Origin of the sequence: Azotobacter beijerinckii, assembly GCF_900110885.1 — a bacterium.
GTDB classification, from domain to species: domain Bacteria; phylum Pseudomonadota; class Gammaproteobacteria; order Pseudomonadales; family Pseudomonadaceae; genus Azotobacter; species Azotobacter beijerinckii.
This window is the reverse complement of record NZ_FOFJ01000054.1, coordinates 1-23,214: the sequence shown is the minus strand read 5'-3', so window position 1 is coordinate 23,214 and position 23,214 is coordinate 1. Positions and strand designations below refer to the sequence as shown.

General features: G+C 66.3%; 17 protein-coding genes. 5 read left to right on the top strand and 12 right to left on the bottom strand.

Annotated features, from left to right (window positions below):
- Positions 1–160: 160 nt before the first annotated feature.
- The 6 genes from cobA to BMY22_RS18485 form a co-directional block, all read right to left on the bottom strand.
- Complete coding sequence (gene cobA / locus BMY22_RS18510; RefSeq protein ID WP_090624516.1) at positions 161–898, bottom strand: uroporphyrinogen-III C-methyltransferase; 738 nt, start codon at positions 896–898, stop codon at positions 161–163.
- Positions 899–1,047: 149 nt separating this feature from the next.
- A complete protein-coding gene (locus BMY22_RS18505) occupies positions 1,048–3,759 on the bottom strand; it encodes a nitrate reductase (protein ID WP_090624514.1) in 2,712 nt (903 codons plus the stop codon).
- Between the two features lie 110 nt (positions 3,760–3,869).
- A complete protein-coding gene (nirD, locus tag BMY22_RS18500) occupies positions 3,870–4,196 on the bottom strand; it encodes a nitrite reductase small subunit NirD (protein WP_090624512.1) in 327 nt (108 codons plus the stop codon).
- 99 nt (positions 4,197–4,295) lie between these two features.
- Entirely contained in the window at positions 4,296–6,746 is a 2,451-nt protein-coding gene (gene nirB, locus BMY22_RS18495) for a nitrite reductase large subunit NirB (RefSeq protein WP_090624509.1), read from the bottom strand.
- A 264-nt stretch (positions 6,747–7,010) separates the two neighbouring features.
- Entirely contained in the window at positions 7,011–8,690 is a 1,680-nt protein-coding gene (locus BMY22_RS18490; RefSeq protein ID WP_090624507.1) for a bifunctional protein-serine/threonine kinase/phosphatase, read from the bottom strand.
- 104 nt (positions 8,691–8,794) lie between these two features.
- On the bottom strand, positions 8,795–10,006 hold the full coding sequence (locus BMY22_RS18485; protein WP_090624505.1) for a NarK family nitrate/nitrite MFS transporter: 1,212 nt from the start codon (positions 10,004–10,006) through the stop codon (positions 8,795–8,797).
- A 672-nt stretch (positions 10,007–10,678) separates the two neighbouring features.
- On the opposite strand from BMY22_RS18485, the gene BMY22_RS18480 reads away from it, so the two are divergent.
- Positions 10,679–12,352: a sulfatase-like hydrolase/transferase gene (locus BMY22_RS18480; RefSeq protein ID WP_090624503.1), complete on the top strand. Its 1,674-nt coding sequence runs from the start codon at positions 10,679–10,681 to the stop codon at positions 12,350–12,352.
- A 206-nt stretch (positions 12,353–12,558) separates the two neighbouring features.
- Entirely contained in the window at positions 12,559–13,485 is a 927-nt protein-coding gene (locus tag BMY22_RS18475) for a 1-phosphofructokinase family hexose kinase (protein ID WP_208599338.1), read from the top strand.
- A 13-nt stretch (positions 13,486–13,498) separates the two neighbouring features.
- Here the strand turns inward: BMY22_RS18475 and BMY22_RS18470 are convergent, their stop codons facing one another.
- Both BMY22_RS18470 and alaC read right to left on the bottom strand, forming a co-directional pair.
- Positions 13,499–14,806: a leucine-rich repeat-containing protein kinase family protein gene (locus tag BMY22_RS18470; protein WP_090624501.1), complete on the bottom strand. Its 1,308-nt coding sequence runs from the start codon at positions 14,804–14,806 to the stop codon at positions 13,499–13,501.
- 64 nt (positions 14,807–14,870) lie between these two features.
- Positions 14,871–16,112: an alanine transaminase gene (gene alaC, locus BMY22_RS18465; protein WP_208599337.1), complete on the bottom strand. Its 1,242-nt coding sequence runs from the start codon at positions 16,110–16,112 to the stop codon at positions 14,871–14,873.
- Positions 16,113–16,330: 218 nt separating this feature from the next.
- Here alaC and BMY22_RS18460 point away from each other — a divergent pair, with 218 nt between their 5' ends.
- Entirely contained in the window at positions 16,331–16,630 is a 300-nt protein-coding gene (locus BMY22_RS18460) for a hypothetical protein (protein ID WP_090624496.1), read from the top strand.
- Between the two features lie 30 nt (positions 16,631–16,660).
- Here BMY22_RS18460 and BMY22_RS18455 read toward each other — a convergent pair whose 3' ends face one another.
- From BMY22_RS18455 to acnB, 3 genes are all read right to left on the bottom strand, one after another.
- Entirely contained in the window at positions 16,661–17,239 is a 579-nt protein-coding gene (locus BMY22_RS18455; protein WP_090624494.1) for an ANTAR domain-containing response regulator, read from the bottom strand.
- Positions 17,221–18,468, bottom strand: coding sequence for a CmpA/NrtA family ABC transporter substrate-binding protein (locus tag BMY22_RS18450; protein ID WP_208599336.1), 1,248 nt, complete (start codon positions 18,466–18,468; stop codon positions 17,221–17,223). Before BMY22_RS18450 ends, BMY22_RS18455 begins: the two co-directional genes overlap by 19 nt.
- Before the next feature lie 245 nt (positions 18,469–18,713).
- A complete protein-coding gene (gene acnB, locus BMY22_RS18445) occupies positions 18,714–21,323 on the bottom strand; it encodes a bifunctional aconitate hydratase 2/2-methylisocitrate dehydratase (protein WP_090624490.1) in 2,610 nt (869 codons plus the stop codon).
- 387 nt (positions 21,324–21,710) lie between these two features.
- On the opposite strand from acnB, the gene BMY22_RS18440 reads away from it, so the two are divergent.
- Together BMY22_RS18440 and BMY22_RS18435 are read left to right on the top strand one after the other, a co-directional pair.
- Positions 21,711–22,187: a DUF1289 domain-containing protein gene (locus BMY22_RS18440; protein ID WP_090624488.1), complete on the top strand. Its 477-nt coding sequence runs from the start codon at positions 21,711–21,713 to the stop codon at positions 22,185–22,187.
- A 75-nt stretch (positions 22,188–22,262) separates the two neighbouring features.
- Complete coding sequence (locus tag BMY22_RS18435; protein ID WP_090624486.1) at positions 22,263–22,865, top strand: MiaE family protein; 603 nt, start codon at positions 22,263–22,265, stop codon at positions 22,863–22,865.
- Between the two features lie 86 nt (positions 22,866–22,951).
- Here BMY22_RS18435 and BMY22_RS25425 read toward each other — a convergent pair.
- A partial coding sequence (locus BMY22_RS25425; protein WP_143068545.1) for an ISAs1 family transposase occupies positions 22,952–23,214 on the bottom strand: 263 nt, incomplete at its 5' end.

Here is a 23,214-nt window from a genome sequence, read left to right as displayed (position 1 = left end):
GTTCGTCCACAATGCCCGGATACGGGGCAAAGGGCTGCTTCAACCCCTGCTCAGGGTCCTGATGGCGTAACAGTCCGGAATCCATGAAGAGCCTTCTTTTTTTACGGAACGGAAAGACTCGGGACAGGCGGTAAGCCGAGGCTCGGGAGGGCTGAGGTACTCAGGCACTTCGGGCCATGAGCACCGGCTGAGCGACTGCGGCGACCTCGCCAATCACCAGGATCGCCGGGCTCTTCAGACGGAAGGCGGTGGCGTCCTGCTGCATGGCGCCGAGGCTGCTGCGGCATTCGCGCTGTTGCGGCAAGGAGGCGTTCTCGATCATCGCTACCGGCATGTCGGCACGCAGGCCGCCGGCCAGCAGACCGTCGCGGATCTCGACCAGCTTGGCCACGCCCATGTACACCACCAGGGTGGTGCCGCTCTGTGCCAGCGCCTGCCAGTTCAGGCTGCTGTCGTCCTGGGTGTGGGCGGTGACCAGGGTTACGCCGCGGGCCACGCCGCGCAGGGTCAGCGGGATGCCGCACTGGGTGGCACCGGCCAGGCCCGAGGTGATGCCGTTGACGATTTCGGTGGCGATGCCGTGCTCGGCCAGCCAGTCGGCTTCCTCGCTACCGCGGCCGAAGATGCACGGGTCGCCGCCCTTCAGGCGCGCCACGCACTTGCCCTGGCGGGCGTAGCGCAGCATCAGGCGATGGATGAAGTCCTGCGGCGTGGAGCGGCAGCCGCCGCGCTTGCCGACACGGATGATGCGGGCCTGCGGACAGTGTTCGAGCACCTCCGGATTGACCAGGTCGTCGATCAGCACCATTTCGGCCTCGCCGAGGGCGCGCACGGCCTTGAGGGTCAGCAGTTCCGGGTCGCCGGGACCCGCGCCGATCAGCCAGACTTTTGCGCTCATGTTCCACCTCTCTCGTATCGCATTTGTAGGGTGGGTCGGACCGAAGGTCCTAACCCGCGCCAGCCGGCCGTGAGGCCGGCAATGGCGATGCCTGTCGGCATCGTTGGTGGGTTACGCCGCTGTACGGCCAACCCACCCTACGGTTTGTGTCAGGCCGTGGCCGCCACCGGCTGCGCCAGCAGCCGTTTGATTTCCGGTACGCAGGAGCCGCAACTGGTACCGCACTTCAGTTCCCGCTTGAGGTCGTCGAGGTCGAGGCCGCGCTCGATGCCGGCGCGGATCGCGGCCTCGCCGACGTTCATGCAGCTGCATACCGTCTTGCCCTTGATCGTCCTGGCGCTGCCCGGCGGGGCGCTCAGCGGGGCGAGCAGCCAGCGGCGCAGCTCGGCGTCGGTCTTGCCTTCGCTCCATAGCGCCTTGAGCCAGTCGCGCGCGGCGGTTTCGCCGGCCAGGCGGATGGCGACGATACGCCCGTCCTCGATGCGCACGCGCTTGCCGACGGTACGGCGCGGGTCGTCGTAGGCCAGCACCGGGCCTTGATCGAGGCCGAGCAGGCCGTCGATCTTCGCCAGCAGTCCGGCTTCCGGGGGCACGGCGCAGGCGGCCTTGACCTGCAGGGCCGGGCGCTCGCGACCGGTGAGGGTCAGACTGGCATAGGCGAACTCTTCCAGCAGCGGGCGCAGCTCGGCGAAGCGTTGCTGCACCTCGCCCTCGACCAGGGCGAACAACTGCCAGGGCAGCTCGACCTTCTCCACCTCGACGCCGGCGTGCTTGAGTTCCGGCTGTTTGGACAGCGGGTCGAAGGCCGGCAGGGTCAGCACGTTGGTGCCCAGGCCCTTGAGGAAGCGGTCGCCCCAGTGCATCGGCAGGAAGGCCTGGCCGGGACGCACGGCCTCGTCGGCCTGTACCGGCAGGATCAGGCTGCCGCGGCGGCTGCGCACCTTGATCAGGTCGCCGCTGGCCAGGCGCCGGCGGCGCAGTTCGTCCGGGTGCAGGTTGAGCGCGGCCTCCTCGACGTGGCCGAACAGTTGGGCAACGGTGCCGGTGCGGCTCATGCCGTGCCACTGGTCGCGCAGGCGGCCGGTGTTGAGGGTCAGCGGGTAGCGCGCTTCGCGCTTTTCCTGCGGCGCCCGGAACGGATCGGCCTGGAAGCGGGCGCGCCCGCTGGCAGTGGGAAACACCCCGTCGGCATACAGGCGCGGCGTGCCGCGGCTGGCACCGGCCGGGAAGGGCCACTGCTGCGGGCCGAGGTCGTCGATCAGTGCATGGCTCAAGCCGCTCAGGTCCAGATCGCGGCCGGCGGTGAGCTGCTTGTATTCCTCGAACAGCGCGGCCGGGCTGGCGAAGTCGAACAGGCTTGGCTCCCCTGGGCGCAGGTGGCGTTCCAGGCGGCGGGCGAAGTCGCAGGTGATCGCCCAGTCGGCGCGCGCCTCGCCCGGCGCCGGCACGGCACGGCGCACATGGCTGACGCGCCGCTCGGAATTGGTGACGCTGCCTTCCTTCTCGCCCCAGCCGGCGGCGGGCAGCAGCAGGTCGGCGTAGCGACAGGTCTCGGTGGTGGCGTAGGCCTCCTGCACCACCACGAAGGGGCAGGTGGAGAGGGCTTCGTGGATCTTCTGCTGATCGGGCATCGACTGTGCCGGGTTGGTGCAGGCGATCCACAGCGCCTTGACCTTGCCGACCCTTACGGCCTCGAACAGCTCGATGGCGGTCAGGCCGGTAGTCTCCGGCAGGGTATCGACACCCCAGTAGCCGGCGACTTCGGCGCGGTGTTCGGCATTGCCGGCTTCGCGATGGCCGGGCAGCAGGTTGGCCAGGCTGCCGGTCTCGCGCCCGCCCATGGCGTTGGGCTGGCCGGTGAGGGAGAAGGGGCCGGCGCCGGGCTTGCCGATCTGCCCGGTAGCCAGGTGCAGGTTGATCAGCGCGCTGTTCTTGGCGCTGCCGCTGCTGGACTGGTTGAGGCCCATGCACCACAGGCTCATGAAGCTGGGGGCCTTGCCGATCAGTTCGGCGCAGGCCTGCAGACTGTCGACGGAGATGCCGCAGATATCGGCCACCGCCGCCGGGCTGTAGTCGCGCGCCAGCTTTTTCAGTTCGTCGAAGCCTTCGGTGTGGGCATCGATATAGGTACGGTCGATCCAGCCTTCCCACAGCAGGATGTGCAGGATGCCGTGGAACAGCGCCACGTCGGTGCCCGGCAGGATCGCCAGGTGCAGGTCGGCCAGCTCGCAGGTGTCGGTGCGCCGCGGGTCGATCACGATGATCTTCATCTTCGGACGACTGGCCTTGGCCGCTTCTAGGCGGCGGAACAGCACCGGGTGGGCGTAGGCCATGTTGCTGCCTGCGATCAGCAGGCAGTCGCTCTGCTCCATGTCCTCGTAGGAGCAGGGCGGAGCGTCGGCGCCCAGGCTGCGCTTGTAGCCGACCACCGCCGAGGACATGCACAGGCGCGAGTTGCTGTCGATGTTGTTGGTGCCGACCAGCGCGCGGGCCAGCTTGTTGAAGGCGTAGTAGTCCTCGGTCAGCAACTGGCCGGAGATGTAGAAGGCCACGCTGTCCGGGCCGTGCTCGCGGATGGTCTCGGCGAACACCGAGCTTGCATGATCCAGCGCGCTGTCCCAGTCGGTGCGCGCACGGGCCAGGCCCTTGCCCAGGCGCAACTCGGGATGGAGCGCACGGGCGGCCAGGTCGCCGGTCAGGTGCAGGGTCGAGCCCTTGCTGCACAGCCGGCCGAAGTTGGCCGGGTGGGTCGGGTCGCCCTGCACGCCGGTGATGCGCTCGCCGTCGTGCTCGATCAGCACGCCGCAGCCGACGCCGCAGTAGCAGCAGGTGGAGGCGGTGGTCTGGGTCGGCCGGGTCATGGCTGTCGCTCCGTGTCGTTCGGGGTCGTAGGCTGGACAATGCTGTGCTTGTCCAGCGGTTCAAGGGTGTCGTCGGTGGAAAAGCCTGCGGCGTTTTCCACCCTACGGGGTCAGGCGCAGTCTTTCAGGGACTTCAGGGCCAGCAGCACGCGGCCGTCCTCGATCTTGACCGGGTACTTGTGGGTGCAGCCCACGTCCGGCTCCAGGGCTTCGCCGCTCGCCAGGTCGATCTGCCAGTTGTGCAGCGGGCAGGCGACGCGCTTGCCGTAGATCAGCCCCTGGGACAGCGGCCCGCCCTTGTGCGGGCAGCGGTCGTCGAGGGCGAACACCTCGTCGCCTGCGGTGCGGAAGATGGCGATGTCGCCCTTGGGCCCGGCGACGATGCGTGCGCCGAGCACGTTGATCTCTTCCAGGGCGCAGATATCCAGCCAGTTCATCGGTATTCCTCGCTCAATTCGTTGGAGGTTGGCTGCAGGAGCGGATTCGGCTCGACCCACATCGTGGGTGAGTCCGCTCCTGCAGAGGGGCAGTGGTCGTCAGGCGGTTTCCACTTCCCTGACCGGGATGCGCTCGAATTCCTTCTTCAGCGCCGGCGTCTCGATCTGCTGCTGCCAGGGGTCCTGCTCGAAGGACAGGGCGAACAGCAGGCGCTGGTGCAGTTCCTTGCGCCGGGCCTCGTCCTCCAGCACCACCTGCTTGATGTGCTCCAGGCCGACGCGGTGCATGTAGTGCACGGTGCGCTCCAGGTAGAAGGCCTCCTCGCGGTAGAGCTGGAGGAAGGCCAGGCTGTATTCCATGACCTCCTCGGCGCTCCTGACCTTGACGAAGAACTCGCCGGCCTCGGTCTTGATGCCGCCGTTGCCGCCGATGTACAGCTCCCAACCCGAATCCACGCCGATGATGCCGACGTCCTTGATGCCCGATTCGGCACAGTTGCGCGGGCAGCCGGAGACCGCCAGCTTGACCTTGTGCGGCGACCACATGCCGAACAGGGCGTGTTCCAGGTCGATGCCCATCTGCGTCGAGTTCTGGGTGCCGAAGCGGCAGAATTCGCTGCCGACGCAGGTCTTCACGGTGCGGATGGACTTGCCGTAGGCGTGGCCGGACGGCATGTCCAAGTCCTTCCACACGCCCGGCAGGTCTTCCTTCTTCACGCCGAGCAGGTCGATGCGCTGGCCGCCGGTGACCTTGACCATGGGGATCTGGTACTTGTCGGCCACGTCGGCGATGCGCCGCAGCTCGGAGGGGTTGGTCACGCCGCCCCACATGCGCGGCACCACCGAGTAGGTGCCGTCCTTCTGGATGTTGGCGTGGGCGCGCTCGTTGATCAGGCGCGACTGCGGATCGTCCTTGGCCTCGCCCGGCCAGGTGGAGATCAGGTAGTAGTTCAGTGCCGGGCGGCAGGTGGCGCAGCCGTCGGGGGTGCGCCACTCCATGGCCTGCATGGCCTGGCCCAGGCTGGTCAGGTGCTGCGCGCGGATCGCCTGGCGCACCTGGCCGTGGTTGAGGTCGGTGCAGCCGCACACCGGCTTCTCGCTCTTGGGCTTGACATCGGCGGCGCCGCCGACGGTGTTGATCAGGATCTGCTCGACCAGTCCGGCGCAGGAGCCGCAGGAGCTGGCCGCCTTGGTGTGCTTCTTCACCTCGTCCACGGAGAGCAGGCCGTTTTCCCGGATCGCCTTGACGATGGTGCCCTTGCACACGCCGTTGCAGCCGCAGACTTCCATCTCGTCGCTCATCGCCATGGCCTTGTCTTGGCCCTGGTGGCCGGCGTCGCCGAGGGCGTTCTCGCCGAACATCAGCAGATCGCGGATCTCGGCGACGTTGTGGCTTTCGCGGATCTGCCGGAAGTACCAGCCGCCGTCGGCGGTGTCGCCGTACAGGCAGGCGCCGACCAGCACGTCGTCCTTGACCACCAGCTTCTTGTAGACGCCGCCGATGGGGTCGGAGAGGGTGATGGTCTCGGTGCCTTCCGTGCCCATGAAGTCGCCGGCGGAGAACAGGTCGATGCCGGTGACCTTGAGCTTGGTGGAGGTCACCGAGCCCTCGTAGCGGGCGTTGCCGAGCCGGGCCAGGTGGTCGGCGCAGACCCGGGCCTGCTCGAACAGCGGTGCCACCAGACCGTAGGCGATGCCACGGTGGTTGGCGCATTCGCCGACGGCGTAGATGGCCGGGTCGGAGGTCTGCAGGCAGTCGTCGACCTGGATGCCGCGGTTGCAGGCCAGGCCCGCACGCTCGGCCAGCTCGGCGTTGGGACGGATGCCGGCGGCCATCACCACCAGATCGGCGGAGATCTCCTCGCCGTCGCTGAAGCGCGCGGTGGCAACCCGGCCCTCGCCGTCGTCGAACAGGGCGGCGGTGTTGGTGTTCAGGCGGAACTGGATGCCGCGCGCCTCCAGGGCGCTCTGCAGCAGCTTGCCGGCGGTCTTGTCGAGCTGGCGCTCGAGCAGCCAGTCGCCGAGGTGCACCACGGTCACCTCCATGCCGCGCAGCTTTAGGCCGTTGGCCGCTTCCAGGCCGAGCAGGCCGCCGCCGATCACCAGCGCGTGGCGATGGGTCCTGGCGGTTTCCATCATCGTCTCGGTGTCGGCGATGTCGCGGTAGCCGATCACGCCCTGCAGGTCCTTGCCGGGGATCGGCAGGATGAAGGGGGTGGAGCCGGTGGCGACCAGCAGGCGGTCGTACTCGGCCACGCTGCCGTCTTCGGCGATCACCCGGCGGTTCTGGCGGTCGATGTCGACCACCTTGCAGCCGATGCGCAGGTCGATGCCGTTGTCTCGGTACCAGTCCAGATCGTTGAGGATGATCTCCTCGAAGGTCTGTTCGCCGGCCAGCACCGGAGAGAGCAGGATGCGGTTGTAGTTCGGGTGCGGTTCGGCGCCGAACACCGTGATCTCGTAGAGATCCGGGGCGAGCTTGAGCAGTTCTTCCAGGGTGCGTACCCCGGCCATGCCGTTGCCGATCATCACCAGCTTGAGTTTTTCCATCGCTCTTCTCCGTTACGGAAAGCGGAAAACAAAAAAGGCGTCCCGCCGGTTACCCAGCGAGGACGCCTTTGTCCATTCCCGTTCTGTCGGGAAGCACCGCCCTCCACGTTGAAGGCAGTGCTATGTGATCTGTCGGGTTTTGTAATGCAGGGGGTGTGCCAGTTTTACGTGTTACTGATTTTCAAGGGATTTTCCGAGTTCAGCGCTGGGTTGATTCGCCATGTTTTGCACGCTTTAGAGGCGTCATGCGCTTTTTTGGTGCCCTCATGGCTGGCGGCCGACGACCAGCAGGGCGAACAGCACGAGGTTGAGCAGCAGGGAGAGCAGGGCGATACCGCGCCAGACTTTCAGCGGCTCGCGCTCCAGCCAGGGACGGGGGCGCAGGTCCTGGGTCCGTTGCTCGCCTCGTTCCAGCTCGAGCAGCCATTCCTCGGCGGTCTCGAAGCGTTGCTGTGGATCGGCGAGCAGCGCGCGGCGCAGGCTTTCGTCGAGCCAAGCAGGCAGGTCGGGCCGGTAGCGGCTGGCCGGGGTCGGGGTGCCGAAGCGGGGATGCTGGAAGGCTTCGATTTCGCCGTAGGGATAATGGCCGGTGAGCAGGGCATAGAGGGTGACGCCGGCGGCGTAGAGGTCCTGGCGGGCGTCGGGCGCAGCGCCGGCGAAGGCTTCCGGGGCGATGTAGCTGGGCGTGCCGGGCAGGCTGTGGGCTTCGTCGCGGGACAGTCCCGGACAGTAGGCCAGGCCGAAGTCGAGCAGGCGCAGTTCGCCGTCCTCGCCCCACAGCAGGTTTTCCGGCTTGATGTCGCGGTGCAGGATGTTGCGCCGGTGCAGCATGCCGAGGGCGCGCAGCAGGTGCGGCGCGAGGTCCAGCCATTGGGCCAGCGTCAGCGGGCCGTGTGCCTGCAGGTGTCCGGCCAGGGTTTGGCCGGGGTATTCGCGCTGCACGTAATAGAGGTGCTGGCGCTGCGGCAGCGGCGCAACCTCGGGGAAATAGCGGCCCGCCACCCGGCGCAGGAACCACTCCTCCAGCAGCAGGGCCTGGCCGGCCTCGGCTTCGTTGCGTCGAGCGGGCGGCAGGGTCTTCAGCAGCCAGCGGCGTTCCTGGCCGTCGCGCACCCGATAGACCAGGGACTGGCGCGACTCGGCCAGCAGGCCATCGATCCGCCAGCCCTCGAACAGTTGGCCTTCTCGCAGCGCGGGTGCTGGCGGCCAGTGCTGCAGTTGCGCCAGGCTGTCGGCCAGCGAACCTTCCGGCAGGCGCTCGACGCGCAGCAGCAGGGCGCTGGCATTGTCCGGGCTGCCGGCCAGGTGGGCGGCACGTACCAGCGCCCGGGCCGCGGCCGGAAGCTCCGGCTCGTCGGCGAGGATGTGGCGGATGCCCGGGTCGCCGAGGGTTGCCCAGACGCCGTCGCTGGCCAGCAGGAAGGTGTCGCCTTCCCGCAGGTCGCCGTCCAGATAGTCGACCAGCAGGTGCTGGTCCAGGCCCAGGGCGCGCTTGAGCACGTGGCGCATCTCGGGCTGTTCCCAGACGTGCTCTTCGGTCAGCCGTTCCAACTGCCCGTCGCGCCAGCGATAGGCCCGGCAGTCGCCGACATGGGCGAGGGTGAAGCGCCGCCCGCGCAGGACCAGGGCGGTGAGGGTGGTGAGCAGCGGCTGACCGCCGCCGTTGGCCTGCAGCCAGCGGTTCTGCGCCAGCAGCAGGCGATCGAGCGCCTGCGCCACCGCCCAGGTTTCCGGGGTGGCGTAGTAGTCGACCGCCAGCGCCTGCAGGGTGGCGCGTGCCGCCAGGCCGCCGTCGGCGCACTGGCTGACGCCGTCGGCCAGGGCGAACAGGCAGCCCTTGCTCGCCGCCAGGGCTGGCGCCGGGGTGACCACGCGGATGGCATCCTGGTTCTCCGGGCGCGGACCGGCGGCACTGGCTTCGCCGATGCTGAGCTGCAGGGACATGGGCGACCTCCCGGGTCGGTGCACGGCGGCTGGATATGAAAAAGGCCCCCACGCGAAAGCGCGTGGAGGCCATCGGCTGGGAGGGGCAGGACTGCTGCCGGGGATCAGACCCGCGCAGCGGTCACCGCGGCGCTGCCCCAAGTGGTACGCCAGCGCTTTTTGACGCCGTGCAGGCCGAACCAGGCGACTACGGCCAGGCTGGCGAACAGCCACAGGCCGAGCTGGTAGTCGCCGGTGGACTGCTTGATGGTGCCGAGCCCGGCGGTCAGGGCGAAGCCACCGATGCCGCCGGCCATGCCGATCAGTCCGGTCATCACGCCGATTTCCTTGCGAAAGCGTTGCGGGACCAGCTGGAACACCGCGCCGTTGCCGGCACCCAGGCTGAGCATGGCGACCACGAAGAGCCCCAGTGCGGCGGTCGAACTGGGCAGGTTGAAGCCGACCACGGCGATGCACAGGGCGGCCAGGGTGTACATCATCAGCAGCGAGCGGATGCCGCCGATGCGGTCGGCCAGGGCGCCGCCCAGCGGGCGCAGCAGGCTGCCGGCGAACACGCAGGCGGCGGTGTAGTAGCCGGCCTTCACCGGATCGAAGCCGTACTGGTCGTGGAAGTAGCCGGGCAGGGTGCTGGCCAGGCCGAGGAAGCCGCCGAAGGTCACGCTGTAGAACAGCATGAACCACCAGCTGTCGCGGTCGGCGAGGGCCTTCAGGTAGTCGGCGACGGCCTTGGGCTGCGGGCGCTCCGGAGCATTCTTGGCGACGCTGGCGAAGATGATCAGGGTCAGCACCAGCGGGATCAGCGCCAGGCCAAACACGTTGCTCCAGCCGAAGGCGGCGGCCAGTCCGGGGGCGAAGAGGGCGGCGAGCACCGTGCCGGAGTTGCCGGCGCCGGCGATGCCCATGGCTTTGCCTTGATGCTGTGCCGGATACCACTGCGAAGCCAGCGGCAGCGCCACGGCGAAGGAGGCGCCGGCGAAGCCGAGGAACAGGCCGAGCAGCAGCGCCTGCTGGTAACTGTGAATGCCCATGTTCCAGGCCACCGCCAGGGCGCCGATGACGATCACCTGGCCGAGGATACCGGCGCTCTTCGGTGAGGTGCGGTCGGCCAGCATGCCCATGATGAAGCGCAGCACGGCGCCGGAGAGGATCGGCGTGGCGACCATCATGGCGCGCTGCTGGGTGGTCAGCCCGAGGTCGGTGGCGATCTGCACGCCCAGCGGGCCGAGCACGTACCAGACCATGAAGCTCAGGTCGAAATAGAGGAATGCGGCGAACAGCGTGGGGGTGTGGCCGGCTTTCCAGAAACTCGTATTCATCGAACACCTCATCGGTGGCAAGAAACTCCGGCAGGCTTACAGGCGAACACTATATGCCTGGGAGGCCGGAGCCACAGCAGGTTGAAAGGGGGCGGGCCGCGAAGGCCTCCGTTCACCGCCCCAGACGCTGGGGCCGAAACGCAAAAGGCGCCACATCACTACTCGCCTGAGCGAGGTGATGCGACGCCTTTGTCGTTCAACAGGCAACCGCCGTTGGCTGCCCTGTACAGCTTGTTGAGCAATACCCGTGCCGGAATTGGAGCAGCCATTCCCGTGGGCTTGCAGGACATTTTGCCAGGCAATGCTGAGCAAAAAGGAGGCGAGTGGTCGTTTTCTGCACATTGATGGGGCATGGCGAGCGAGTAGCTTCGGTTCTCCCCGGCACGGCAGGGGCGATTGCTTCAATGGCACGGCTGCATTCAAGTCCGAAGTAGCGTCATCCTGGGGTAAAGGATTGTGCCGAGTTGTCTGCAGCCAATCAGAAGCAGAAGGCTGGTTCAATCCGCGGCGCGGCGGGTTGTTCGCCCTGCATTGGCTGACGTGTTGCGCAAGCCCGTGTGGGTTGCGTGTCGCAAACTCGCTGCTAGTGTTTGTTACAGGTAGTTTTCTGGGGCTTCAGCGCCTTTGCCCGTGACGCTGGTACCGCGGCTGGGGCAGCTTGGAGAGGACGCCATGACGACTTACCTGAAGGAGCTGCTGCTCGGCCTGTACCTGCTGAGCCACTATGACTACTACCTCAAGCGCCTGATCGATCTGGGGTTCGGCGTGCCGCTGCTGCTGTTCGCCGGAGTGTTCGGCATACTGTTGGCCACCCTGTGGCTGACCGCCTATATCCGTTCGACGGCTATCCGCTATCTGTTCGCACTGCTGTTTTTTGCCAGTACGCTGTTTTTCGATGTTTATACCCGCGTCACCGCCGACTACCTGACCTACAGCACCTTCGTCTCGCTGATCTATTCCGGCGGCTTTATCGACGAAGCGCTCTACCAGTACCGGGCGAGCGTCTTCCTCGCCGCCGTCGGTGCCCTGCCGTTGCTGTTCAGTATCGCCCTTGCACCGCGCCGGCGCCTGCCGTTGTCCAGTTATGCGCTGGTTGTAGCGCCGCTCTGTGGTGTGCTGCTGCTGACGGGGATTCTGTTCGTGCGCAGCGGCGAGGGGGCTCGCGGCCTGCCGGCGATGTACACGCCGCTGGTCTACCTCAACCTGTTCGCCTACGAGGCGGCGAGCAGTACGGTGGGACCGCGGGAGACGGTGAGCCTGCCGCGCCATGGCCAAGCAGTCGGCAACGACATCGTGCTGATCGTCGATGAAAGCGTGTCCGGTAACTACCTGGATATCAACGTCGAGCATGGCGTGCACAGCAGTCTCGGGCAGGCTTACCCTGGCGTGAGCATCTACAACTACGGTTACGCCGCCTCCATCGCCAACTGCAGCGCCGATACCAACGTCACTCTACGCTACGGTGGCACGCGCAGCGATTACCTGCGGATCAACTCGACCATGCCGTCGATCTGGCAATATGCTAGGAAGGCTGGGCTGCGCACGGTCTATATCGATGCTCAGCGCACTGGCGGCCGCCTGCAGAACCTGATGAGCAAGAGCGAGCGTCAGGAGATCGATGAATTTGTCCAGTTCAACCAGACGCCGGTGCGCGACCGCGACATGGCCGCGGCGCAGAAGCTCATCGAGTTGCTAAACAACGATACGCCGGAGCTGGTCTACCTCAACAAGGTCGGTGCGCACTTCCCGGTGCACGACAAGTACCCGGACGACTTCCTGGTCTACCGTCCAGCATTGTCGCGCGGTCAATACGCCGATGTGTCCGACACCGGCGAGCGTTATGACTTTGGCGGGCAGGTCGAGGACTGGGTGCGCTACCGCAATGCCTACAAAAATACCCTGTTGTGGAACGTCGGCGAGTTTTTCGCTCGGGTTTTCAGTCAGGCCAGGCTCGACAACGCGGTGCTGATCTACACCTCCGACCATGGCCAGGACTTGCACGAGCGCGGCAACCCAGGCGTCGATACCCATTGCGGCGGCGATCCGGTGGTGGAGGAGGGGTTGGTGCCGCTGGTCGTGATCCAGGGCAACGGCCTGCACACCCTCGATTGGCCGCGCGAGCTGGCGGGCAACAAGGACCGCTCCAGCCACTACAACATCTTCCCCACGTTGCTGCAGTTGATGGGCTACGACCTGACGGCGCTGCAGACGATCTATGGTAAATCGCTGAGCCAGCACACCGAGGACGAGTTCACCTTCAACACCCGCTTCAATGCGCGTTTGGGGGAGAAGCCGAACTGGAAACACATCGACTTGAAGGAGGTGGTGACGCCTACGCTGCAGTGAGGCCTGTTTTTCAGGCCGCCTGTGCTGGGAGGTCGAACAGGGCTGTCGTGTATTCGTTGCCTTCCAGCAGACGAGAGCGAACGCTTCCGGACGTGTCCGCCAGCCAACGGGGCGGGCAATCCGAAGTCCGCCATGCTCCTTATTGCCACCCCGATCCCGAAGCTCTGGTTAAATATTCGCTCTGTCAGACCCTGCTGGAGCGTTCCATGTCGCGTATCGCCACCCTGACCATCAACCCCGCGATGGATGTCTCCACCGGCATCGCACGCCTTGCACCGACCAGCAAGCTGCGCTGCACTCTGCCGCGTTACGAGCCGGGCGGCGGCGGCATCAATGTGGCGCGAGTGATCCGGAACCTTGGCGGCGATACCGTGGCGATCTATCCGGCCGGCGGTCCGTTCGGCGAGATGCTGCAGCGTGCGCTGGAGGGGCTCGGCTTGCCCCAACTGGCAGTGCCGATCGCCGGCGATACGCGGGAAAGCTTCACTGTGGACGAGGGCGACACCGGCCTGCAGTACCGTTTCGTCCTGCCCGGCCCGACGCTGACGCCGGACGAGCGACAGGCTTGCCTGGAGGCCATCGCCGCGCTCGTTCCGTCGGCGGACTATCTGGTAGTCAGCGGCAGCTTTCCGACCGGCGTGGCGTTGGACTTTCACGACGAGATCGTGGCTCTGGCACAGCGCATCGGTGCCGGACTGATTCTCGACTACTCGGGAGACGCCTTGCGCCATGCGGTGGAGCGCGGCGGCATCCATCTACTCAAGCCGAGCCTGAGCGAATTGTCCGGCCTCACCGGCCGGGTGCTGGAAAGCCAGGTCGAACAGGAGGCGGCGGCTCGTGGGCTGGTCGAACAGGGGGCCGTGGAGATCGTCGTCCTCTCGCTCGGCGCCGAAGGCGCGCTGCTGGCGAGCCGGGAGGGAGTGGAGCGCTTTTGCGCCTTCGACGTGCCGCTGTGCAGTGCGGTGGGTGCCGGCGACAGCGTGGTCGGCGCCACGGTCCTTGCCCTGAGCCGCGGCTGGCCCCTGCACGAGGCGGTGCGCTACGGCATGGCCGCCGCCGCTGCGACCCTCATGCTACCGGGCACCGGATTATGCCGGGCGGAGGATGTGGAAAGGCTGTTCCGGAAGGAGTAAGTCCGAGCCTTTTTCAGATTGCGGCGAGGCAGGTGCTCAGGGTCGCGAAGTCCGGTCGCTGGTCGACCTCGGCGACCATGCACTGCTCCTGTAATTGCCGCAGGCGCACGATTTGCCCGTCCGCCGGGCAGCGTTCCAGCAACTCCTCCAGCAGACAGCCGAAGGCCCGGGCCTCGATGCGCTGCAGTGTTTGGCCATGCACACTGCTCGGATCGAAGAACGAAGCGGCGCCGAAGTCGCCGAGCAGGCAGTTGCCGGCACCATCCACCAGCAGGTTGTGGGCGTACAGGTCGCCATGCAGGATGCCGCGCCCATGCAGGTGCGCGCCCGCTGCGGCCACGCCACGGGCGATGCGCAGCGCCTTGTCGACGGTAAAGCGCCGTTCCGGCGCATAGCAGTCGCGGGTACAGCTGGTCAGCGACGGCGGCTCGGCGAGCACGCGGAAGGTCGGATCGATCAGCTCCAGCAGCAGGCCCGGTGGCGCTCCCGGTTGCTCGGCGAGCGGCCCGGCCACGCGGATCAGGTTGGCCTGCTCGCCGGCGGCGATACAGGCGGCCATTTCGCTGTGCGGCAGGCCGTCGCTGGTCACGCTGCCCTTGAACAGCTTCGCCGCCATGGTCTGCGCCGGTTGCCCGGGGCGCTGCCAGCCGGCGCGGTGAATGATTCCGGAGGCCCCCTGGCCGAGGATCTCCCCAAGCTCGATGCTGCTGCGCGGAATCGGCGGCAGCGGATGCTGGCGCAGAATCTCCGCCTCGCTGGCGTCGCTGAAGGGGTTGCCGGCGAATGCCAGCCAGGACAGCTGCGGCAGCTCCGACAGCCAGCCGGGCAGGGCATCGAGGCGATTGGCGGCGATGCGCAGCAGCTCCAGCCGGCTCAGCCCGGCCAGGCTCTGTGGCAGCGCCTGCAGCTGGTTGCCGGCGAGCATCAGCTTTTGCAGTCGGGTGCAGTCACCCAGCTTATCGGGCAGGTGTTCCAGTTGGTTGTCAGTCAGGATCAGCCAGCGCAACGCTGGCGGCAGGGCAGCGGTCGGCAGGTGCCGGATGCGGTTGGCCTTGAAGCCGACCATTTCCAGTTGCGGGCAGTCGCCGAGCACTTCCGGCAGCGTGGTGAACGGATTGTCCGAACAGAACAGGATGCGCAGCTTGCGCAGGCACGGCAGGCCCGCCGGCAGCCTGGTCAGGCGATTGCCCGAGAGGTTGAGGATCTCCAGGCTGTCGGCCAGGGCGAAGATTTCCTCGGGAAATTCGTGCAGATCGGCGGAGAGATCCAGGCGCGTGCTGCCGGCCAGTTCGCCGCGGCGCAGTTGTTCGAGGGTAGACATAGGGGGAAGGTTTTCTGGTGGATTGCGGAGAGGCTGCCCCATCGCGGGACGGGGCAGCTCTGGCTCAGTGGCTGGCGTCGGCCTTGCGCGCTTTTTCCGGCACGGCCTCGAGCAGGCCGTCGGCGCGGAACATCGCCTTGATGCCGCGGATTGCCTGGCGGGTGCGATCGAGGTTCTCGATCAGGGCGAAGCGCACGTGGTCGTCGCCGTAATCGCCGAAACCCAGCCCCGGCGAGACGCAGACCTTGGCCTCGGCCAGCAGCTTCTTGGCGAACTCCAGTGAGCCGAGGTGGGCGTAGGGCTCGGGGATCTTCGCCCAGATGTACATGGAGGCCTTGGGCTTCTCCACCATCCAGCCGATCTCGTGCAGGCCCTTGACCAGCAGGTTGCGGCGCTCGCGGTACTGCTCGGCGATCTCGCGCACGCACTGCTGGTCGCCTTCCAGGGCGGCAATGGCGGCCACCTGCAGCGGTGTGAAGGTGCCGTAGTCGTGGTAGCTCTTGATCCGCGCCAGGGCGCTCACGAGTTCAGCATTGCCGACCATGAAGCCGATGCGCCAGCCGGCCATGTTGTAGCTCTTCGACAGGGTGAAGAACTCCACGGCGATGTCCTTGGCGCCCGGCACCTGCATGATCGACGGCGCCTTCCAGCCGTCGTAGACGATGTCGGCGTAGGCCAGGTCGTGCACCACGAGGATGTCGTACTGCTTGGCCAGGGCCACCACGCGCTCGAAGAAGTCCAGTTCCACGCACTGCGCGGTGGGGTTGGAGGGGAAGCCCAGGATCATCATCTTCGGCTTGGGAATCGTCTCGCGGATCGCCCGCTCCAGTTCGGCGAAGAAGTCCATACCGGGCACCAGCGGCACCGAGCGCACCTGGGCGCCGGCGATCACCGCGCCGTAGATGTGGATCGGGTAGCTGGGGTTGGGCACCAGCACGCTGTCGCCATGGTCGAGGGTGGCCAGCATCAGGTGCGCCAGGCCTTCCTTGGAGCCGATGGTGACGATGGCCTCGCTGTCCGGATCGATCTCGACGGCGTAGCGATCCTGGTACCAGTGCGAGATGGCGCGGCGCAGGCGCGGAATGCCGCGGGAGGTGGAATAGCCGTGAGTGTCCTCGCGGCGGGCGACCTGCACCAGCTTCTCGACGATGTGCGGCGGGGTGGCGCCGTCGGGGTTGCCCATGCTGAAGTCGATGATGTCCTCGCCGCGGCGGCGGGCGGCCATCTTCAGTTCGGCGGTGATGTTGAAGACGTAGGGGGGGAGACGATCAATGCGCGCAAAGCGGCGCTTGCCGTGTTCGGCCATGATTTCCTCGAAAGACGTTGGCGCCCGGAACCGTCCGAGCGACGTTGGCCAGTGCGCTGGCCTGCGTGCGGAACATACGCGCGTGGCCAGTAGTCTGGCAAGTCAGACCTTTTGATGGGCGAATGGAGGGGCGGCTGACGGCTCGATGCAACCGAAGCTGGGTTTCGGCACGGGCGTTTTGGTAGATTGCCCCGCATTCTCAACAGGGGGTGAAATCCATGAAACCAGTCAGCACCAGGTCGTCCACACAGCGCTCGTCCGGCAGCGAATTTCTCGAAACCCGTTTTGGCGGCAAGGTGCTCAACGTCACGGTCACCATGAAGCCTGACCGGTTGGTGGCCGAGCAGATGATGCCCGAAGGCGACGAGGTGCAAGTGGCGGTGCTGCAGAATCCGTTCGGGGTGACCCGCCAGCTGACCAACCTGCTGAGCGGGGCGAAATCCGGCGATTCGCTGGTGATCGTCTGCAGCGGCGACAAAATCTACCGGGCGGCGCTGAAGTTTCTCGGCCTGGTCTGAGGCGCGAGAGCGAGGGGGGCCGGGGTCCCTTCAGCCGCCGAGCATGTCGTGCATGGCGATGACCTGTTCGGCGACCTGGATCAGCTTCTGCTGGCGGCTCATCGCCTGGCGGCGCATCAGGGTGTAGGCCTCTTCCTCGCTGCAGTTCTTCATCTTCATCAGCAGGCCCTTGGCCAGCTCGACGCGCTTGCGCTCGGCCAACTGCGCCTCGCGGGCCTGCAACTGGGCGCGCAGGGCCTGGTCGCTCTCGAAGCGGGCCATGGCCACGTCGAGGATCGGCTGCAGGCGCTGGGTCTGGATGCCTTCGACGATGTAGGCGCTGACCCCGGCCTGGATGGCCTGGCGCATCACCTTCGGATCGTGCTCGTCGGTGAACATGACGATCGGCCGCGGCTGGTCGCGGCTGACCAGCACTACCTGCTCCATCACGTCGCGGCCGGGCGATTCGGTATCGATGAGGATCACGTCGGGACGCACGGCCTCGACCCGCGTCGGCAGGTCGATGGTCAGGCCGGATTCGTCGACGACCTCGAAGCCGGCTTCGACCAGGGCACTTCTCAGGCGGCCGACTTTCTTCGGCGTGTCGTTGATCAGGAGGATGCGCAGCATGGGGATGTTCCTTGGTCGTCGGCCGACGGTACCTCGCCCATGGAGTGGAGGGCGAAGCTGCGGGCATAGGCGGCAGGGTTAGTGCCGTCCCAGATCCTGCCATCCAGCAGGGTGGCGCTGCGCATGGGCGAGGCGGGCTGCGGGATGCCGAGGGCACCGGCGGCGCCGCGATACAGGTCGAGCTGCTGCACCTGGCTGGCGATGGCGAGGTAATCCGGATCTTCGCGCAGCAGACCCCAGCGGCGGAACTGGGTCATGAACCACAGGCCGTCGGAGAGGTAGGGCAGGTTGACCTCGCCGTCGCCATGGAAGCGCAGGGCGTGGCCGTCCCGCCAGGCATGGCCGTTGCCGTCCTCGTAGTTGCCGAGAAAGCGCGGTTCGATCACCTGGCGCGGCGCGGCCACGTACTCGTCGGCACTGATCAGTTGCGCGGTGCCGGCCTTGTTCTCTTCGCTGGCGTCGATGAAGCGGCTTGCCTCCAGCACGGCCATGACCAGGGCGCGGGCGGTGTTGGGATACTGCTCGACGAAGGCGCGGGTGCAGCCGAGGACCTTCTCCGGGTGGTCCGGCCAGATCGACTGGCTGGTGGCGACGGTGAAGCCCATGCCCTGGTCGATGGCGTGGGCGCCCCAGGGTTCGCCAGCGCAGAAGCCGTCGATGCGGCCGGCGCGCAGGTGTTCGACCATCTGTGGCGGCGGCACCACCAGGGTGTTCACGTCCTCAAGCGGATGGATGCCCAGGCTGGCGAGCCAGTAGTAGAGCCAGAGGGCATGGGTTCCGGTGGGGAAGGTCTGGGCCAGGGTGAGCTTTTCAGGGCTCTGGCGCACATGCCGGGCCAGTGTCTCGCCGTTGCACACGCCGGCCTGGCGGAGCGGCGTCGACAGGTTGATGCTCTGGCCGTTCTGGTTGAGGCCCATCAGTACCGCCATGTCGGTCGCCGGCGCGCCGCCAATGCCAAGCTGCATGCTGTAGATCAGACCGTAAAGCCCTTGGGCGGCGTCCAGCTCGCCGCTGAGCAGCTTGTCGCGCAGGCTCGACCAGGAAACCTGGCGCCTGAGGTTGAGGCTCAGCCCGTAGGGCTCGGCGAAGCCCTGGGTGGCGGCGACGATCAGCGACGCTGAGTCGGTGAGCGGCATGAAGCCCAGGTTGATCGAGCTCTTCTCGGGGGCATCGCTGCCCGCGACCCAGGTCTGGGCATCCGCTCTGGGGGTGGTTCGATGATCTGTCATGATGTCTTCCGGCGCTGAACGAAAAGGCGTCGCCTCGGCGGCTGCCTGGGGCAGGACCGAAAGCGACGCCATTGTCGGTGAACGGGATCCCGCCGTTGGGACCGCCGATGCCGCCGGGCTTTGGGCAAGCGATATGCCAGGACCCGGGGCATCGGCCTTTCGACCTGTCGCCACTCTAGCGCAGGAGGGCGGAAAAGAAGAAGCCCCGCACAAGGCGGGGCTTCTTCATTCAGCGCGGGTGACGCTTAGATCTGCAGGACCGGGAGTTCGGCCTTGGCCGCAGCTTCCTTGTACTCGGCGATCTGGTCGAAGGACAGGTAGCGATAGATATCGGCAGCCATGGTGTCGATGTTCTTCGCGTATTCCATGTACTCCTCGACGGTCGGCAACTTGCCAAGGATCGAGGCGACCGACGCCAGTTCGGCGGAGGCCAGGAACACGTTGGTCGCATCGCCCAGACGGTTCGGGAAGTTACGGGTCGAGGTGGAAACCACGGTCGAACCGGTCTGTACGCGAGCCTGGTTACCCATGCACAGCGAGCAGCCCGGCATTTCCATGCGCGCACCGGCCTTGCCGTAGATGCCGTAGTAGCCTTCTTCGGTCAGCTGGTGGGCATCCATCTTGGTCGGCGGAGCCAGCCACAGACGGGTCGGGATGCCGCCCTTGACCTTGTCCAGCAGCTTGCCGGCCGCGCGGAAGTGACCGATGTTGGTCATGCAGGAGCCGATGAACACTTCATCGATCTTCTGACCGGCAACGGTGGACAGCAGACGGGCGTCGTCCGGATCGTTCGGAGCGCAGAGGACCGGCTCTTTCACGTCGGCCAGATCGATCTCGACCACCGCGGCGTACTCGGCATCCTTGTCGGCTTCCAGCAGCTTCGGATTGGCCAGCCAGGCTTCCATCGCCTGGGCACGACGCTCCAGGGTGCGGGCATCGCCGTAGCCTTCGCCGATCATCCAGCGCAGCATGGTGATGTTCGAGCGCAGGTATTCGGCGATGGCCGCTTCCGGCAGCTTGATGGCGCAACCGGCAGCCGAACGCTCGGCGGAGGCGTCGGACAGCTCGAAGGCTTGCTCGACGGTCAGGCTGTCCAGACCTTCGATCTCGAGGATGCGGCCGGAGAAGATGTTCTTCTTGCCTTTCTTCTCGACGGTCAGCAGGCCGGCCTGGATCGCGTAGTAGGGGATGGCATGCACCAGGTCACGCAGGGTGATACCGGGCTGCAGCTTGCCCTTGAAGCGCACCAGAACGGATTCCGGCATGTCCAGCGGCATGACGCCGGTGGCGGCGGCGAAGGCCACCAGGCCGGAACCGGCCGGGAAGGAGATGCCGATCGGGAAGCGGGTGTGCGAGTCACCACCGGTACCGACGGTATCCGGCAGCAGCATGCGGTTCAGCCAGCTGTGGATGATGCCGTCGCCCGGACGCAGGGACACGCCGCTGCGGTTCATGATGAAGTCCGGCAGGGTGTGGTGGGTCTTGACGTCGATGGGCTTCGGATAGGCGGCGGTGTGGCAGAAGGACTGCATCACCAGGTCGGCGGAGAAGCCCAGGCAAGCCAGGTCCTTCAGCTCGTCGCGGGTCATCGGGCCGGTGGTGTCCTGAGAACCGACGGTGGTCATCTTCGGTTCGCAGTAGGTGCCCGGACGGACGCCTTTGCCTTCGGGCAGGCCGCAGGCACGGCCGACCATCTTCTGGGCGAGGGTGAAGCCCTTGCCGCTGTCGGCCGGCGCTTCCGGCTTCTTGAACAGAGTGGACGGAGCCAGACCCAGCTCGGCGCGGGCCTTCTCGGTCAGGCCACGGCCGATAATCAGCGGGATACGGCCGCCGGCGCGGACTTCGTCGAGCAGCACGTCGGTCTTCAGCGAGAAGGTGGTGACCAGTTCGTCGCTGCCGTTGCGGCGCACTTCGCCCTTGATCGGGTAGACGTCGATGACGTCGCCCATGGCCAGGTTGGTGCAGTCGAATTCGATCGGCAGGGCGCCGGCGTCTTCCATGGTGTTATAGAAGATCGGGGCGATCTTGGTACCGAAGCAGAAGCCACCGGCGCGCTTGTTCGGAACAAAGGGGATGTCGTCGCCGAAGAACCACAGCACGGAGTTGGTGGCGGACTTGCGGGAAGAGCCGGTACCGACCACGTCGCCGACGTAGGCGACCGGGATGCCTTTGGCTTTCAGGGCTTCCATCTGCTTGATCGGGCCAACCGAACCCGGAGCGTCCGGCTCGATGCCGTCGCGGGCCATCTTCAGCATGGCCAGGGCGTGCAGCGGGATGTCCGGGCGCGACCAGGCATCCGGTGCCGGGGACAGGTCGTCGGTGTTGGTTTCGCCGGTGACCTTGAATACGGCCAGGGTGACTTTTTCCGGAACGGCCGGCTTGGCGGTGAACCACTCGCCGTCAGCCCAGGACTGCAGCACGGCCTTGGCGGCGGCGTTGCCCTTCTTGGCACGCTCGGCGACGTCGTGGAAGGCGTCGAACATCAGCAGGGTGTGCTTGAGTTGCTCGGCGGCCGCGCTGGCCAGCTCGGCGCTATCCAGCAGCTCGACCAGGGTGGCGATGTTGTAGCCGCCCTGCATGGTGCCCAGCAGTTCGACGGCGCGGGTCTTGCCGATCAGCGGGGAAGCGGCTTCGCCCTTAGCGATGGCGGAGAGGAAACCGGCCTTGACGTAGGCTGCTTCGTCCACGCCCGGCGGAATACGGTTGGTAATCAGGTCAACCAGGAATGCTTCTTCGCCAGCCGGCGGGTTCTTCAGCAGTTCGACCAGAGCAGCGGTCTGCTCGGCGTTCAGCGGCTGGGGCACGACGCCCTGGGCGGCACGCTCTGCTACGTGTTTGCGATAGGCTTCAAGCACAGTTTTACCCTCATCAGTGGTCCCAGGGGTTTCCGGGACACGCATCCTGGGAATCCCCGCACGCAAGCGCCTTAGCCGCTTTATGGGCGGCACGGCCAAGGTTGCGACGATCCCCCTCCAGAAGCTGTTTTCAAAGTTTTACGCCGAGGGAGGGGAGGCGCCGGCACCCTGTGGCAGGGTGCCGGCGCCGTTCCATTCGGGTTGACTGTGCTCGTGACGCTTTGAAAACAGCTTCGACCGGACAATGGTGCCAAAAAGGCGTTCAGAGTCTACTGGAAACACGTGGTGAAGTTAAGCCGCCAGCGGCCTTGCGCGGGTGACCGGGCCTAGACAAAGGGCTAAGATGCCTGCCCATCGTTCGCTTTTTTCCTGGTTCTCTCTTCGCTCATGTCCCATCAGCGCATCAAGACGCCCTGTGTCGGTCTCTGCTCAACAGTCTACGGCGATCTGGTCTGCCGGGGCTGCAAGCGCTTCCATCATGAGGTGGTGAGCTGGAACCAGTATGATGAAGAGGAAAAGCGCGCCGTCTGGCTGCGGCTGGAAACCCTGCTGGTGCAGGTGGTGCAGGCCAAGCTGGAAGTGTTCGATGCGCAGCGGCTGCGTTGTCAGTTGGAGCAGCGGCAGATCCGCTTCGAGCTCGAGCAGTCGGTGTATTGCTGGGCCTATCGGCTGATCGCCCGCGGCGCTCGGGCGATCAGCCAGCTCGAGGCCTACGGCATCGTCCTGCTGCCGGAGTTCCGTGACTGGGAGTTGCCGGCCCTGCGCGATGCCATCGACCGGGAATTCTTCCTGCTTTCCCTGGCCCATTACGAGCGCTACATCGCGCCACGCTTTCTGCGCGAGGGTATGCTGGGGCGTATCTGAGAGCGATGTGGACAGCTCCTCCGCGACGTGTGGGGGCCGTATAATGCCCGGCTTTCCAAGACCAGTCAGGTTGCCATGTCCCTGCTTCCCGAGATCGAGTGTTTCCTGCTCTGCCCGACCCCCCAGTCCTGGATCGACCAGGCGCTGCAGCATCCCGAGATCCTGCTGATCGATCACGCCAACTGCGAGAAGAAAGCGGCCGGCACGGCGCTGACCCTGTTGTTCCGGCATGTCGACAAGGAGGACCTGCAGTACAAGCTGTCGCGTCTGGCCCGCGAGGAACTGCGCCATTTCGAGCAGGTGGCGGAGCTGATGAAGAAGCGCGGTGTCCTCTACCGGCCGCTCAGCGCCTCGCTCTACGCCCAGCGCCTGCATGCGCATATCCGCAAGAACGAGCCGGGCCGGCTGGTGGATACCCTGATCGTCGGTGCCTATATCGAGGCGCGTTCCTGCGAGCGTTTCCATCGCTTGGCACCCTTCCTCGACGAGGAGCTGGGGGGCTTCTATGTCTCGCTGCTCGCCTCGGAGGCGCGGCACTATCAGGATTATCTGGGCATGGCCCGCCAGTATGCCGGCGAGCCGATCGACGGCCGTGTGGCGTTCTTCGCCGAGATCGAGCGGCAGGCGATTCTCACCCCGGATGCGGAGTTCCGCTTCCACAGCGGCGTGGCGGCCTGACGCCTTCATGGCCGACTAGGCGGGGCGCGAGCTGTAGCCGGGATGTCCAGGCGATGGGGGCGACCTTGGCCCTCAGGGCAATCGCGCTATGAGGCATCCGGGCCAAACAGCAGTTGGGTTCGGTACTGCGCATTGGTGCAGGCCCGCATGCGCCGCCTGCCAATGCTCAGTTGACTGCTGTCGTTCTGTCGTATCAGGTTCAGTGCCGCACGGCGTATCACGGCCAGGTTGCTGGCCGAGTGGTCCTTGCGACTGCGATTGGCATCCTCGCGAAACTGCACATCCAACACCCAGTGCTGGCTGTTCTCAATGGCCCAGTGGTCGCGCACCACGCCGGCAAAGCGTTCCA